Here is a 14,561-nt window from a genome sequence, read left to right as displayed (position 1 = left end):
TTCTACCTTTGCGCAGCTTATATTTTTGGCATGTTAAAACTTTTTACCACGGATTTTTGGGACGTTATTGCAAGATTAATTTTACGTAATAAAATTGTAATTCTTGTAAGCATCGTTATTGTTACATTTTTGTTTAGTACAAAGTGGGAAAACATGCGTTTTAGTAATACCGAAGCGAATTTATTACCTGACGATCATGAGGTAAATGTTACCTATAACAATTTTTTAAAGATATTTGGCGAAGAAGGAAACCTTATAATTTTAGGTGTAAAAGACAGTACACTTTTTACTGTTGAAAAAATTAACGCCTGGAATAAACTTGCCGATAGTTTTAAAAGTTATAACGAAGTTGAAACCGTTGTTTCTATAAAAGACCTGCAGAAGCTTATAAAAGATTCTGAAAACCAAAAATTTAACCTACAGCCTTTTATAAAAGATTCTATTGCTTCATTAAATCAGATTGAAACTTTACAAGAAGAGCTTTTTAAAAAATATCCGTTTTACGATAACTTTTTATTTAATAGCAAGACCAAAACAGTTAGAACCGCCATTTATTTAAAAAAGGATATTGTAAATACATCGGCTAGAAAAAACTTTGTACTTAACGAGCTGGTTACAAAAATCGAAGCCTTTGAAACCACCAACAACCTAGATGTTCGCGTTTCTGGAATGCCCTATGTGCGCTCGCTAAACGCCCAAAATATTGTAGATGAAATTGGCAAATTTGTTGGTGCTGCTTTGTTAGTAACCTCCTTAATATTCTTTTTATTTTTCAGGTCGTTTAGGGCTACATTTATTTCTCTAATCGTCGTTTCTATTGGAGTTATGTGGACGCTCGGAATAATTGGAGCGCTTAATTACGAAATCACAGTCTTAACGGCATTAATTCCCCCATTAATTATTGTAATTGGTATTCCAAACTGTATTTTCTTAATTAATAAATATCAGCACGAAGTAAAATTACACGGTAATAAAGTAAAATCGTTACAACGTGTTATTACTAAAATTGGAAATGCCACTTTAATGACCAACGTTACAACGGCTTCGGGTTTTGCTACCTTCATTTTAACCGAAAGTAAACTTTTAAAAGAGTTTGGTATTGTTGCTTCGCTTAGTATTCTGGCTATTTTTATTCTTTGTTTACTCATTATTCCAATAATTTACACCTTTTTACCTTACCCAAAAGAACGTCATTTAGAGCATTTAAATAAACGTTGGATTGGTGGTTTTGTAAATTGGATGGAGCGCATGGTTAAACAACGTCGCATCACTATTTACTTTACAGCGGTGGTACTGCTAATAGTAAGCATGATTGGCATTTACCAAATTCGCATTTCGGGAAGTTTAATTGAAGACATGCCACAAAACTCCGAATTTGTTAACGATATCCGTTTTTTCGAAAAAGAATTTAACGGCATTATGCCTTTAGAGTTTGTAATAGACACAAAACGTAAAAAAGGCGTTATGAAATTGTCTACCTTAAAACGTATGAACGAGCTTGAAGATTTAATTATTGAAATTCCAGAGCTCTCCAAACCCATATCAGTGGTAAGTTTGGTAAAGTATAGTAAACAGGCTTATTACAATGGTAATCCTAAATTTTATCAATTGCCAACCTCACAAGAAAATAGTTTTATTTTATCGTACGCTAAAAACTCAACATCTAATGTAAATTTATTACAGAATTTTGTGGATAGCACAGGGCAATACGCGCGTATTACAACCTTTATGAAAGATATTGGCACCGATAAAATGGAGCGCATAGAAGAAGATATTCAAACTAAAGTAAACAAAGTTTTCCCAAAAGAGCGTTACAACGTAACCATGACAGGTAAAGCTTTAGTGTTTCAAAAAGGCACAAAATACTTGGTTAAAAACTTAGCTATTTCACTCTCTTTAGCCATTGTGCTTATTGCACTTTTTATGGCGTATATGTTTCGCTCGGGCAGAATGATAATAGTTTCGTTAATTCCAAACTTGTTGCCTTTGCTTGTAACAGCAGGTTTAATGGGCTATTTGGGTGTTCCTATAAAACCTTCAACTATACTTGTGTTTAGTATTGCTTTTGGTATTTCGGTTGATGATACTATCCATTTTTTAGCAAAATACCGTCAAGAACTACAAGCCAACCACTGGAAAATAAAAGTGTCTGTTTATGGTGCCTTGCGTGAAACCGGTGTGAGTATGTTTTACACGTCAATTGTGTTATTTTTTGGGTTTTCGGTATTTACCATTTCTAACTTTGGTGGCACCGTAGCCTTAGGCGCGTTGGTGTCTACAACCCTACTTTTCGCTATGTTGTCTAACTTACTGTTATTACCGTCCCTTCTACTATCGTTAGAGCGAAATATTGCGAACAAAGAGGTGTTGCGAGAGCCATCAATAAATATTATTCCAAAAGAAGACGAAGAAGAATAATTACTTGGTTATAAAATCAGGCTTTTTTTTATCTTTACATTATAAATTTAACTATATGCAATCAAAAACAGTTTCAGATTTACTAAACCAAGACATTTTATTACAAGAAGTAGAAGTAAAAGGATGGGTACGCACCTTTCGTGCCAATCGTTTTATAGCTTTAAATGATGGATCGACCATTAATAATATACAATGTGTAGTAGATTTCGAAAATTTTGATGAAGCTTTATTAAAACGTATTACAACAGGTGCAGCCATTTATGTAAAAGGCGATTTAGTAGAAAGTCAAGGCAAAGGACAAACCGTAGAAATTCAGGTAAAAGAACTTGATGTTTTAGGAGATTCCGACCCAGAAACCTACCCAATTCAGCCTAAAAAACACTCTTTTGAGTTTTTACGTGAAAACGCACATTTACGCACCCGAACCAACACATTTAGCGCCGTAATGCGCTTGCGCTCTGCCCTATCGTTCGCCATTCATAAATATTTTAATGAAAACGGATTTTACTACATGCACGCACCAATTATTACGGGTAGCGATGCCGAAGGTGCTGGAGAAATGTTTCAAGTAACCAACTTAGATGTTGCTAACACCCCAAAAACCGACGATGGCAAAGTAGATTACGCGCAAGATTTTTTTGGCAAAGAAACCAACCTTACTGTTTCTGGGCAATTAGAAGCCGAAACTTACGCCATGTCGTTAGGTAAAGTTTATACTTTCGGCCCTACTTTTAGAGCCGAAAATTCGAATACATCGCGTCATTTAGCCGAATTTTGGATGATTGAACCCGAAGTTGCTTTTATGGATTTAGCTGGAAATATGGATTTAGCTGAAGACTTTATGAAATCGGTTATAAATTACGTGCTTGAAAACAACAAAGAAGATTTAGAATTTTTAGATAAGCGTTTGGCCGACGAAGACAAAAAGAAACCTCAAGCCGAACGTAGCCCAATGGGGTTAATTGAAAAACTAAACTTTGTTACCGAAAACAACTTTAAACGCGTAAGTTATACCGAAGCTATTGATATTTTACGCAACTCGAAACCCAACAAAAAGAAAAAATTCAAATATATTATTGATGAATGGGGTGCCGATTTACAAAGCGAACACGAACGTTTTTTAGTTGAAAAACACTTTAAATGCCCTGTAATTTTATTTGATTATCCTGCAAATATTAAAGCCTTTTACATGCGCCTTAACGACGATGGTAAAACGGTTCGTGCAATGGATATTTTATTCCCAGGCATTGGCGAAATTGTAGGTGGTGCACAACGCGAAGAACGTTTAGACGTTTTAAAAGAAAAAATGGCAGCCATTGATATTCCTGAAGAAGACCTTTGGTGGTATCTCGATTTACGTAAATTTGGTACCGCCGTGCATTCTGGCTTTGGTTTAGGGTTTGAGCGTTTAGTTATGTTTGCTACAGGCATGAGCAATATTCGTGATGTTATTCCGTTTCCACGAACACCTCAAAATGCGGAGTTTTAAGTCGCACACATTACTTTGTTAAGCTTAATGCTTTTTTATATATTTGATTAAAGAAGCGCGACATTAATACATCGGCTTTTTAATCTATTTATAAAGCAAATACCTTAAATCGAAACATGCTTAAACAACATTTACAATTTAAATTATCGCAGAAGCTTTCGCCGCAGCAAATTCAATTAATGAAATTGATACAACTGCCTACGCAAGCTTTTGAGCAACGTTTAAAGCAAGAACTTGAGGAAAATCCAGCCTTAGAAGGTGGTAAAGATAAAAATGATGATTTAGATGCCGATTTCGATAATTCTGCCGACGATTACAACGACAGTGAATCTATTGGAAACGACGACATAAATGTTGACGAATATTTAAGCGACGACGAAATTCCAGACTACCGCACCCAAGCCAATAATTACAGTAGTGACGACGAAGAAAAAACCATGCCGTATGCGGCTGGAACCTCGTTTACGCAACACCTAAAAAATCAATTAAACACTTATCGTCTAAATGATGAAGAACGCGATATTGCCGAATTTTTAGTAGGAAGTGTTGATGAAAGCGGTTATATACGCCGTGAGTTAAGTGATATCATGGACGATTTAGCGTTTACGCAAAACGTTTACACTACCGAAGACAATATTGAAAAGGTTCTAAAAATTGTACACCAATTAGATCCAGCAGGTGTTGGCGCTCGCAATTTACAAGAGTGTTTAAGTATTCAGTTACAACGAAAAAACAAAACAGCCGAAGTAGAATTAGCTACCGCTATTATTGATAACGCCTTTGAGCAGTTTACAAAAAAGCATTATAAAAAATTACTTCAAAAGTTTAGTATTACCGAAGAACAATTAAAAGATGCTATTTCCGAAATTGAACATTTAAATCCTAAACCAGGTGGTTCGTATGCCGGAAACAACAAAATTGTGGAACATATTGTACCTGATTTTGCTATTAAAATTGTTGATGGTGAGTTAGAGTTAACCCTAAACGGAAGAAATGCTCCCGAGTTACATGTATCGCGCGAGTATAATAACATGTTAAAAGGTTATAAAGACGCTAAAGACAAATCGAAATCGCAAAAAGATGCTATTGTTTTTATTAAACAAAAACTTGATGCCGCAAAATGGTTTATTGAAGCTATAAAACAACGCCAGCAAACGCTTTTTGTAACCATGAGTGCCATAATGCACTACCAAAAGGAGTATTTTTTATCGGGCGATGAGCGCAATTTAAAACCGATGATTTTAAAAGATATTGCCGACGAAATTAACATGGATGTTTCAACTGTTTCACGTGTGGCCAATAGTAAATATGTTGATACCCCTTATGGCACAAAGCTTATTAAGGAGTTCTTTTCAGAATCTATGAAAAACGATCAAGGAGAAGATGTTTCAACCCGAGAAATTAAAAAAATTCTTGAAACCGTAATTGAAGAAGAAGACAAGAAAAAACCACTTACTGATGAAACTTTAGCTTCAATTTTAAAAGAAAAAGGATACCCCATTGCCAGACGAACCGTTGCAAAATACCGCGAACAACTCGATATTCCAGTGGCTAGACTTCGTAAAAAAATCTAATGGATAAGCTACTAAAAAGCATCTCATATATTTTTCACCCCATTTTTATGCCAATTGCTGGGGTTATTTTTTATTTCACTAAATCGCCCCGTTTTATTGATTATGATGTTATAAAAGGCAAGTTAATGGCCTTATTTATCCTTACCGTACTACTTCCTATTCTGCTCTATTTCCTATTAAAAACCTTAAATAAAGTAAATTCAATAAAACTAGAAAGCGCTCGCGAACGTATTTACCCCCTAATTTTAAATGGTGTAATTACTTTGATGGTTTTGAAACGTATTATATCACCTTCTCAAGACATTGAGCTTTATTTTTTCTTTTTGGGTATTTTAATTTCAACTATGGCCTGTTTAATACTCGCTATTTTTAAATTTAAAGCTAGTATTCACATGATGGCTATCGCTGGATTATCCATGTTTTTTATAGCATTAAGCATTCATTTTAGCATCAATATTAATCTCACATTAGCTCTTATGTTTTTACTAATTGGAGCCATTGCTACATCGCGAATTCACGTAAAAGCACATTCTTATATCGAGCTTTTAATTGGGGTTTTTATTGGGGTTATACCACAGTTAATACTGGTTAACCATTGGTTATAAAATGTAGAAAATTAAACCCAGTTTAATATCGGTCATATCTAAGGTTGTGCCATTGCTTAAAGCAGCGTCTTTTAAAATAGGATTTAAACCATAATACGCATAAAAGTTCCAGGTATTGTAGCCTGCACTTAAAGTTAAACCGTACTGAAGCTTATTAAATTCATTAATATTAGCGTGTTTAATACGCCCTAAATCACCATCGTATTTCGTGTTATTCAAGAACATATAACCAAGCTTAAATCCAGCATAAATACGCCAAAAATTATAATCGCTAGCTGTTGATGTACGCCACCTTAACTCAATAGGAAGTTCTATAACATGATTTGAGAATTTATTTTTAGAATATGTATTCTCATTTACTATATCGTAAACAAAATCTTTATTCTCATTGGTATTGATTAATAAATTTTGATTAAACGAATTTGTAGAATAGCCCAAACCAACCCCAATGGCCCAATTACGGCGAGAATTAATAGGCATATCTTTTATAAATCCGATATGAAACCCTAATGAAAAACCACTTTGTTTTAAATTATCGGGTACTTTATGAAGCACATTGTAAGTTATAGCGGCATAAAACTGATCTTCCTTATAAAGTGAATCTATAACCGTATTGGCCTCATCATTTTGAGCAAATCCACAACAAAAGGTAAAACAAATAAAGAGTAGAACAAGGTGTTTCATTGTAACGAATAAACGTTTTAATATTTTTTGGAATAAAGATAATAATTTAAAACACCATAAAATTAAAAGGCGTTTTGAAACACTCAAAACGCCTTTTAAATAAAATTAAGAATGTAAAATTATTGATTAAGAACACTACCTTTTTTAGTAGTATAATTAATTTTTAACGCATTAACTTTACGTAGTTCTTGTTTAATATCACCAACAATACCCATGTTAGTTTCGCCATCAACTTTTAACGCAGTTGTTAAAAATGGCACCAACTCTTCACGTTTTGAAGCACGTTCGGCAGCAATAAACGATGCAATATCACTAACGTTAGCAAAATCGTCGTTTAATTGTATTCTTGCCTGAGTACCGTATTGTTTGTAGTTATCACTTGGCTTACCTGCATAAATATACATTACCAAATCTTTTTTATCTAACTTTTCAACTTGATCTGCAAAAGGTAAGTTGTTTTCAATCTTTAAGCTATTTTGCCTCATTACTGTGGCAACCATAAAGAAGAATAAAAGCATAAATACAATATCCGGTAAGGCTGCAGTATTAACTGCAGGTATTCCTCCGTCTTTTTTCTTTTTAAATTTAGACATAGTTTATGTTAAATTTTAATGTTATTGTACTTCCGAAAGCTTTTGAGGATAATCTAGCTTAATTTGCTCGATTTGATCCTTTAGCTTCGTTTTATTCCCTGGCCAGTTTACATCGTTAGCATTAGCTTCCATTTCTGTAAACGACATTCCGTATAAGGCTTGCGCTCTGTTATTTCTTAAAACATTATAAGCTGCAACTAATTCGTTTTGCACAGCAATGTATGTTTTATATGTAGTTTCACGCTCGTTTTTTAACGAAATAATGGCTTTTCCAGGATTATCTGATGATTCAGGATCTTTCTTTCCTTTACAGAAATCACATGATCCATCTCCTCCATTGTCTAAAAACTCTATAGCGGCTTGTCTTAAATCTTTAAGCTCCATAGTCTCATCTTCAACAAGTAAATCGTCGTTACCGTTTAAAAGTACGGTAAAGATGTTCTTTTGTTTAATGATTGGTGGCTCAGTTTCTTCAATTGGTGGTAACTTTCGGTTTAATCCAGAGTCTACCTCAATAGTTGTTGTAACTAAGAAGAAAATTAATAATAAGAAAGCAATATCGGCCATAGAGCCTGCATTTACTTCTGGTGCTGCTCTTTTTGCCATAATCTATCTATTTAATATTTTTTTAGCTCCACCTACTAACATTGAACCAATGGCTAATACTGCTAATATGTAAAAAGCAATTAAACCAGCTCCAACAGTTTTTGATGTAGATTCTGTTACGTCCGTTCCTTTTTGAATAAAAGGTTGTAAGTCTAAATCTGATCCAGAAGATATACCAAAAGAAATAGCAATAATTATTAAAAATGCCCCTACCGTTAGTAAGGTCTTTTTAATATCTCCAGCAAATAAACCTTTTATTACAAAAAGTACTACTAGTAATACCACTATACCCAATACGGCGTAAGCCACGTACAGCATATTACCGCTCATACTTTGTGCGCTTTCTTCATCTCCACCCATAATCATTAGTGCAAAAATGGCACCAATAATAGCAAGAGCGAAAGCTACTATTTTTAATACTTTATGTAAATTCATAATTTGTTTTCTTTATAATTATATTATTATTTTTTGTGTCTAATTAATAGATCCATTAACGTGATAGAAGCATCTTCCATATCGTTAACGATACTATCAATTTTAGCAATAATATAATTGTAGAAAATTTGAAGAATAATAGCCACAACAAGACCAAATACTGTTGTTAAAAGTGCTACTTTAATACCACCTGCTACAAGAGAAGGTTGCATATCTCCAGCTGCTTCAATTTTATCGAATGCTTGAATCATACCAATTACTGTACCCATGAAACCAAGCATTGGCGCAAGTGCGATAAATAAAGAAATCCAAGAAACGTTTTTCTCTAATTGTCCCATTTGCACACCACCGTAAGCTACAACCGCTTTTTCGGCAGCTTCAATACCTTCATCTGTTCTATCTAAACCTTGGTAGTAAATAGATGCGATTGGACCTTTTGTGTTTCTACAAACTTCTTTTGCTGCTTCTACACCTCCAGATGCTAAAGCGTCTTCAACACTTTGAGTTAATTTTTTAGTGTTAGTTGTAGAAAGGTTTAAAAAGATAATTCTTTCTATTGCAATTGCTAATCCTAATATTAAACATAACAATACAATCCCCATAAACTCAGGGCCTCCTTCTATAAAACGTTTTTTTAATTCCTGGTGAAATGTTAAGCTTTCTTCAGCAGCAGCTTCATCTTCTTGGGCTGTAGTAACTGTTGTAGTTACTGCCGTAGTTGTGTTTGCAATTGTAGTTGCATTAGCAGTTCCAAATGCCATCATTCCTGTTATGGCAAGGATAGAAAATAATCTTTTCATGTTCTCGATCTTAATTTTATTAGTTAAAGTGTTAAAGATATAAAAAAAAAGCAATTAAAAATAAAAATTCAGCAGAGAGGAAGGGATTCGAACCCTCGATACCCTTTTGAGGTATACACACTTTCCAGGCGTGCGCCTTCGACCACTCGGCCACCTCTCTATAGCACTTTTAATTACCCTAATTTTTGGAGGCTCAAATAACAAAAAAATCTTTTAACACTAAAATTTTAAGAGTTAATTTTAAGTGATTTCTCCTCGCAGACTCGTTTCGTACATGGTTTTGAAGCTTTTACCTGAAATATTTTGTCCTAATAGGTACATAGTTTTGGCTACTGCTGCTTCGGTAGTGATATCATTTCCCGAAATTACACCGGCTTTTTTAAGTGCGCTACTGGTTTCGTAGTGCCCCATAATAACACTTCCGCCACTACATTGGGTAATATTTATTATATGAATACCTTTATTTATGGTTTCGGTAATCATATTAATAAACCAAGTTTCGGTGGTGCAATTTCCTGCACCGTAAGTTTCAATAATAACAGCTTTTAAGTTTTGAATACTAAAAATACTTTGAAAAACCTCGGGCGAAATGCCCGGAAACAATTTAATGATGGCAATATTGCTATCCAAATTTTTCCTAACTACAAGTGCTTTTTCTAAATTGGGACGATACAAATACTCATTATTTATTTTTAAATGTACACCAGATTCGGCTAAATCGGGATAATTTAATGAGGCAAATGCCTGAAAATGTTCGGCATTTATTTTTGTAGTGCGATTGCCACGATACAGCTTATACTCAAAATACAAGCAAACTTCTTTTATAATAGGTTTACCTTGCTCCTGCTTTGATGCGATTTGTATAGAAGTGATTAAATTTTCTTTAGCATCGGTTCGTAAATCGCCAATAGGCAATTGCGATCCTGTAAAAATTACTGGTTTGGCTAAATTCTCCAACATAAAACTTAATGCCGATGCTGTATAACTCATGGTATCGCTACCGTGTAAAATTACAAAACCATCAAAAGCATTGTAATTATCTTCAATAATTTCGGCAATTTGAACCCAATAATCCGGATTCATGTTACTAGAATCTATAGGTTCTTTAAACGATACCGTATCTATATTACAATCTAAAAGTTGCAATTCGGGTATTTTCTCGAGTAAATTTTTAAAATCGAAAGCTTTTAATGCTCCTGTTTCAAAATCGCGAATCATACCAATGGTTCCGCCAGTATAAATAAGTAGTATGTTTGGTTTTTGTTCAGTCATATTTATATACCAAATACAGCTTTAGAATTATTTGTGGTTATTTCGGCTAATGTTTCTAAAGATACATTATATATGGTAGCTAATTTTTCTAATACCTTTAATATATATACACTTTCGTTTCGCTTACCGCGGAAAGGCGTAGGTGCTAAATACGGCGCATCTGTTTCTAAAACAATATGTTTTAAGTCTATTTGATTTAAAAACTTATCAATTTTCCCGTTTTTAAAAGTTGCTACACCACCTATACCCAGTTTCATATTATACGAAATAGCTTGATGCGCTTGCTCTAAAGTTCCAGTAAAACAGTGAAAAATTCCGAATAAATTATCACCTTTTTCTTCTTCTAAAACTTCAAAAACCTCATTAAAAGCCTCGCGACAATGAATTACAATGGGTAATTTGTGTTTTTTCGCTAATTGTATTTGCTGTTTAAACGCTTCTTTCTGAATGCCTAGCGTGCTTTTATCCCAGTATAAATCGATACCAATTTCTCCAACAGCATAAAATTTTCGTGAAGCCAACATCTCTTCAACATGTTGCAGCTCATCTTTATAATTATCTTTTACGTGTGTTGGATGCAAGCCCGTCATTAAAAACACATGGTCTGGAAAATCGCTTTCCAGCTGAAGCATACTTTCGGTATAAGTAGAATCGATTGCTGGAATAAAAAACCTTGTAACCCCAGCATCAATGGCTCTGTTAATCATTTCTGTTCGATCTTCATCGAAAGCTTCGCTGTATAAATGCGTGTGCGTGTCTGTAATAATCATGGAGCAAAAGTAACTGAGCGAATCGAGATTATCAAGTAATTGTTTATCTGAACTTATTTCAGATTCTATTGAGTTTAAATTAATGAGGAAACTTGCTAAAAAGTCACATTTTTGTCAATCTGAACTCGTTTCAGATTCTTTTAGTTTTTATACTAATAAGATCCCGCAACAAGTTCGGGATGACAAATAAACTCAACTAATTTGATTGTCAGTTCGAGTGATTTTGAGGCACGAAAAATTGTATCGAGAACTTTGTAGTTGCCAAATTTCTATTTCTCTCTACAAATCTTTCTCATAATACAAAAATACATTAATCTAGTTTTTTTATAAGCTTTTGAGCGCGCTTGTAGTCTTCTGCATCTTCAGGGATAGTTTTCAAAATAGCTATGCAAGCTTTAAAATTTTCTTGCTTTAATTGACTTAAACCCAAATACCAAATGGCCTTATTTTTATATACCGAATTTCCGTTTTTCACTTCATTCAACAAAGCTTCAGCGGTTTCAAAATGACTCAACTCAATATTTGAAATAGCTTTATAAAGTTTGTATTCTGCATTAGTTTCATCTAACTTCAATAACGCACTAAAAGCTTCTTCCGCTTTAACGAAATCTTTTGTATTAAAAGCTGTTTCTGCTGTATTTAAAAGGTCATCATTTTCACCTCGCACAGTTAAACTGATGGTGTCGTAATTATTAAAATCTGAAAATGTTGGTGTTGAAAATTGATTAAGAACAAAGAAACCTAACAACGCCACAACACAGGCAGCAACGGCATACTTATAAAAGTTGAAGGATTTCGGTTTTTCAGCTGAAGCTTCTTCTTTGTTAAAATAAGTATTCGATATACCTTCTAAATTAGTTTTAAACGCTGCTGAAGCGTCTTCGTTATTAAATTTATAATCTAAAAACTGATTTAGCGATTTGTAGGTTTGGAACGCTTCATTAAAATCGGCATCATTTTTTAATTGATTTTCGAAAGCTTCCTGCTCTACTTCACTCAATTCATTCGCTAAATACGCTTCAAATTGTATATACTTTTCGTCTTCCATTGGGCTACATTTTAATTTGGTTAAATTTTGGCGAGTTTCGAACCAATTCGGTTAATTTACCAATGCACAACGATTTTTTCTTGCGGGCATAAGCATAGGTTACACCCAAACTTTTAGCAACATCTTCCATGGATTTGGTTTTAAACGTAGCTTTGAGTAAATCTTTACAAGCATCGCCAAGTTTGGCAAACATTTCGGTAAATAAAGCTTGTTTTTCGCCAAATACCGAAGTTTCGAAAGCCAGTTCGTGAGCCTCGTCATCTTTAGATAATACTTCCTCGTTAATTGTTACCTCTTTATTAGAAGATTTTTTTAATTCATTCAACCATTTACGTTTACACAACAGGAAAAAATACGCATCAAACGGACAAGTAAGCTGTAAGCTTTTTTGGCTCGCTTGGTTATAAATAGTCATTATAGTGTCTTGGATAACATCTTGGGCTTCGGCACTACTTCCGCTATTCTGCTTTATGTAATTAACCACTTTAGGCACAAACTTATCGTAAATCGCTTGTATTATAAAGGAGTTGTTTTGAAGCAATCCGTTTATGTATTTCTGGTCTTCATGAATTTTTTTTTCGCCCATTAAGCCTTGTATTTTCTACTAATGTAAAAAAACTTTCAAAAAAATGGGTAACAAATTTTAAAGGGTTTTGATATAAGGGTGTAACAGTCAAAAAAAAAACAAATTAGAACTGTAAAACAAAATTTAATTAATCCATAAAAACTTAGAAATTATGAGACATTCAATTTTAACATTCGCACTAGTAGCACTATCAATAGTAAATATAAACGCTACAAACACAAACAAGACCTTAAACACTTCTATTGAAGTTGTAAACATTACAAAAAATGCCATTGCCCAAGTTTTTGAGTGGCAAGTAAAAACCAACAAAGGCGCATATGCAGGCACCGCATTATCGTTAAAGGAAGCCGAGAAATTAATGACACTTTCAACCTCTGGCGAAATTGTAATGAGCAAATCGATACAAAGTTATTTTGTATTAAAATCTGAAATAAACAAAACCGAAAATCGCAATTATTTCTGGGAAGTAGAAACCAAAACAGGCAAAGCAAAAGGTTATGCTTCAAATAAAGCTTACGCCGAAAAAATGATAGCCTTAGTAGCTACTGGCGATGCGGTTGTTTCAAAAATTATTATCAGTCAACCTCAGCAATAATCAAAAAAAAAAAAAAAAAAATCAAAAACAGGGTAACAAAAAACTTGCCCTGTTGATATAAACACGAATAACAATTTAAAACATGAATATTATGAACTCTATTAAACACATTTTAGGAACCTTAGTTTTAACAACCTTACTTTTTACAAGTTGTAATAAAAACAACGACGATGCCGATATAAAAATATATCCAACAGCTGAAGAATTTGCAAACCTACAAGACGAAGCACTTGAAAGCATAACACAAAATTTTGAGTTTAATGCCGAAGATGGCTGGATTAACTTAACCTCTGAAAACGGCGTAAATATAGGAATCAACGGTTCTTGTTTAACACTAAACGGGAATGCCGTTACCGGAACTGTAGATTTAGAATTTGTTGAATTATTCGACAAAGGTAGCATGCTTACCACAAACAAACCTACTATGGGTATTTTACCAAATGGCGATAAAGCCTTATTAATTTCTGGAGGTGAGTTTTTTATTGAAGCCACCCAAAACGGCGAAGTGCTTGAAACTACTTGTAACATTCAATTAGGAATTCCTACCGATTTAACCGGTGGCGCCGATAACGACATGACTTTATGGAACGGAATTATAGACGACGAAGGCAACCTTGCTTGGGAAGAAGATAAACGCGATGGACCACAAGGTGATGGTGGCGGTGTTTTTACGGAAGGCAATCAATATTACGCATTTATTGGCGATTTTGGTTGGAGTAACGTTGACCGTTTTTATAATGACCCAAGACCAAAAACCACCATTTTAGTTGATGTACCAGAAGGTTACGACAATACGAACTGTTCGGTATTTTTATCGTACGATGGCGAAGACACTGGTTTAGCTAACTTAGATACTTACGACCCAGTTGGAGAATTATTTAGTGAGCATTACGGACAAATCCCTATTGGTTTAGAGTGTCATGTAATTTTTGTAACCGAAGAAGCCAACGACTGGAAATACGCTATAAAAGCAGCAACTATTGTTGAAGATGGCGTAATTACAATTACCGAAGGCGATACATCAATCGCTACGCAAGCACAACTTGAAGCAGCAATAAACGCATTACCGTAAACATCTACCCATGT

General features: G+C 34.1%; 15 protein-coding genes and 1 tRNA gene. 6 read left to right on the top strand and 10 right to left on the bottom strand.

What is annotated here, in order from left to right; translation table 11 throughout:
• Positions 1–30: 30 nt before the first annotated feature.
• The 4 genes from PK35_RS13670 to PK35_RS13655 all read left to right on the top strand — a co-directional run bounded on the left by PK35_RS13670 (position 31) and on the right by PK35_RS13655 (position 6,086).
• Positions 31–2,418: an efflux RND transporter permease subunit gene (locus PK35_RS13670; RefSeq protein ID WP_044627115.1), complete on the top strand. Its 2,388-nt coding sequence runs from the start codon at positions 31–33 to the stop codon at positions 2,416–2,418.
• A gap of 55 nt (positions 2,419–2,473) precedes the next feature.
• Entirely contained in the window at positions 2,474–3,907 is a 1,434-nt protein-coding gene (asnS, locus tag PK35_RS13665; protein WP_044627114.1) for an asparagine--tRNA ligase, read from the top strand.
• A 116-nt stretch (positions 3,908–4,023) separates the two neighbouring features.
• Positions 4,024–5,481 carry an RNA polymerase factor sigma-54 gene (rpoN, locus tag PK35_RS13660; RefSeq protein WP_044627113.1) on the top strand — a complete coding sequence of 486 codons (1,458 nt, stop codon included), beginning with the start codon at positions 4,024–4,026 and terminating at the stop codon, positions 5,479–5,481.
• Positions 5,481–6,086 (top strand): hypothetical protein, encoded by a 606-nt coding sequence (locus tag PK35_RS13655; protein WP_044627112.1) that lies wholly within the window; start codon positions 5,481–5,483, stop codon positions 6,084–6,086. The genes rpoN and PK35_RS13655 overlap by 1 nt, the downstream gene beginning before the upstream one ends.
• Here the strand turns inward: PK35_RS13655 and PK35_RS13650 are convergent.
• The 10 genes from PK35_RS13650 to PK35_RS13605 form a co-directional block, all read right to left on the bottom strand.
• Positions 6,081–6,770, bottom strand: a complete 690-nt coding sequence (locus PK35_RS13650; RefSeq protein WP_044627111.1) for a porin family protein — start codon at positions 6,768–6,770, stop codon at positions 6,081–6,083. The genes PK35_RS13655 and PK35_RS13650 overlap by 6 nt on opposite strands.
• A 119-nt stretch (positions 6,771–6,889) precedes the next feature.
• Positions 6,890–7,363 (bottom strand): ExbD/TolR family protein, encoded by a 474-nt coding sequence (locus tag PK35_RS13645; RefSeq protein WP_044627110.1) that lies wholly within the window; start codon positions 7,361–7,363, stop codon positions 6,890–6,892.
• A 21-nt stretch (positions 7,364–7,384) separates the two neighbouring features.
• Positions 7,385–7,969 carry an ExbD/TolR family protein gene (locus PK35_RS13640; protein ID WP_044627109.1) on the bottom strand — a complete coding sequence of 195 codons (585 nt, stop codon included), beginning with the start codon at positions 7,967–7,969 and terminating at the stop codon, positions 7,385–7,387.
• A gap of 3 nt (positions 7,970–7,972) precedes the next feature.
• Complete coding sequence (locus PK35_RS13635; protein WP_044627108.1) at positions 7,973–8,404, bottom strand: hypothetical protein; 432 nt, start codon at positions 8,402–8,404, stop codon at positions 7,973–7,975.
• A gap of 26 nt (positions 8,405–8,430) precedes the next feature.
• Positions 8,431–9,204 (bottom strand): MotA/TolQ/ExbB proton channel family protein, encoded by a 774-nt coding sequence (locus tag PK35_RS13630; RefSeq protein ID WP_044627107.1) that lies wholly within the window; start codon positions 9,202–9,204, stop codon positions 8,431–8,433.
• A 72-nt stretch (positions 9,205–9,276) separates the two neighbouring features.
• Positions 9,277–9,364, bottom strand: a tRNA-Ser gene (locus tag PK35_RS13625).
• Positions 9,365–9,444: 80 nt separating this feature from the next.
• Positions 9,445–10,476, bottom strand: a complete 1,032-nt coding sequence (locus PK35_RS13620; protein ID WP_044627106.1) for an asparaginase — start codon at positions 10,474–10,476, stop codon at positions 9,445–9,447.
• Between the two features lie 2 nt (positions 10,477–10,478).
• The gene (locus PK35_RS13615) at positions 10,479–11,246 is read right to left on the bottom strand and encodes a TatD family hydrolase (protein ID WP_044627105.1); all 768 of its coding nucleotides are present in this window, start codon (positions 11,244–11,246) and stop codon (positions 10,479–10,481) included.
• A gap of 310 nt (positions 11,247–11,556) precedes the next feature.
• The gene (locus tag PK35_RS13610; RefSeq protein ID WP_044627104.1) at positions 11,557–12,294 is read right to left on the bottom strand and encodes a tetratricopeptide repeat protein; all 738 of its coding nucleotides are present in this window, start codon (positions 12,292–12,294) and stop codon (positions 11,557–11,559) included.
• A gap of 4 nt (positions 12,295–12,298) precedes the next feature.
• Positions 12,299–12,880 carry an RNA polymerase sigma factor gene (locus PK35_RS13605; protein ID WP_044627103.1) on the bottom strand — a complete coding sequence of 194 codons (582 nt, stop codon included), beginning with the start codon at positions 12,878–12,880 and terminating at the stop codon, positions 12,299–12,301.
• Between the two features lie 151 nt (positions 12,881–13,031).
• Between PK35_RS13605 and PK35_RS13600 the strand changes: the two genes are divergently transcribed.
• Positions 13,032–13,475 carry a hypothetical protein gene (locus tag PK35_RS13600; protein WP_044627102.1) on the top strand — a complete coding sequence of 148 codons (444 nt, stop codon included), beginning with the start codon at positions 13,032–13,034 and terminating at the stop codon, positions 13,473–13,475.
• 91 nt (positions 13,476–13,566) lie between these two features.
• Complete coding sequence (locus tag PK35_RS13595; protein ID WP_044627159.1) at positions 13,567–14,547, top strand: hypothetical protein; 981 nt, start codon at positions 13,567–13,569, stop codon at positions 14,545–14,547.
• The last annotated feature ends 14 nt before the right edge of the window (positions 14,548–14,561 follow it).

Origin of the sequence: Neotamlana nanhaiensis (assembly GCF_000943555.1) — a bacterium.
GTDB classification, from domain to species: Bacteria; Bacteroidota; Bacteroidia; order Flavobacteriales; family Flavobacteriaceae; genus Neotamlana; species Neotamlana nanhaiensis.
The sequence above is the reverse complement of the archived record's forward strand: the minus strand, read 5'-3'. Positions and strand labels throughout refer to the sequence as shown.

Excerpts from the sequence above, each read along its gene's own strand:
- PK35_RS13600 (WP_044627102.1), top strand. The coding sequence starts at position 13,032 with ATGAGACATTCAATTTTAACATTCGCACTAGTAGCACTATCAATAGTA.
- PK35_RS13605 (WP_044627103.1), bottom strand. The coding sequence starts at position 12,880 with ATGGGCGAAAAAAAAATTCATGAAGACCAGAAATACATAAACGGATTG.
- PK35_RS13640 (WP_044627109.1), bottom strand. The coding sequence starts at position 7,969 with ATGGCAAAAAGAGCAGCACCAGAAGTAAATGCAGGCTCTATGGCCGAT.
- PK35_RS13630 (WP_044627107.1), bottom strand. The coding sequence starts at position 9,204 with ATGAAAAGATTATTTTCTATCCTTGCCATAACAGGAATGATGGCATTT.
- asnS (WP_044627114.1), top strand. The coding sequence starts at position 2,474 with ATGCAATCAAAAACAGTTTCAGATTTACTAAACCAAGACATTTTATTA.
- PK35_RS13655 (WP_044627112.1), top strand. The coding sequence starts at position 5,481 with ATGGATAAGCTACTAAAAAGCATCTCATATATTTTTCACCCCATTTTT.
- PK35_RS13610 (WP_044627104.1), bottom strand. The coding sequence starts at position 12,294 with ATGGAAGACGAAAAGTATATACAATTTGAAGCGTATTTAGCGAATGAA.
- PK35_RS13645 (WP_044627110.1), bottom strand. The coding sequence starts at position 7,363 with ATGTCTAAATTTAAAAAGAAAAAAGACGGAGGAATACCTGCAGTTAAT.
- PK35_RS13620 (WP_044627106.1), bottom strand. The coding sequence starts at position 10,476 with ATGACTGAACAAAAACCAAACATACTACTTATTTATACTGGCGGAACC.
- PK35_RS13595 (WP_044627159.1), top strand. The coding sequence starts at position 13,567 with ATGAACTCTATTAAACACATTTTAGGAACCTTAGTTTTAACAACCTTA.
- rpoN (WP_044627113.1), top strand. The coding sequence starts at position 4,024 with ATGCTTAAACAACATTTACAATTTAAATTATCGCAGAAGCTTTCGCCG.
- PK35_RS13635 (WP_044627108.1), bottom strand. The coding sequence starts at position 8,404 with ATGAATTTACATAAAGTATTAAAAATAGTAGCTTTCGCTCTTGCTATT.
- PK35_RS13670 (WP_044627115.1), top strand. The coding sequence starts at position 31 with ATGTTAAAACTTTTTACCACGGATTTTTGGGACGTTATTGCAAGATTA.
- PK35_RS13650 (WP_044627111.1), bottom strand. The coding sequence starts at position 6,770 with ATGAAACACCTTGTTCTACTCTTTATTTGTTTTACCTTTTGTTGTGGA.
- PK35_RS13615 (WP_044627105.1), bottom strand. The coding sequence starts at position 11,246 with ATGATTATTACAGACACGCACACGCATTTATACAGCGAAGCTTTCGAT.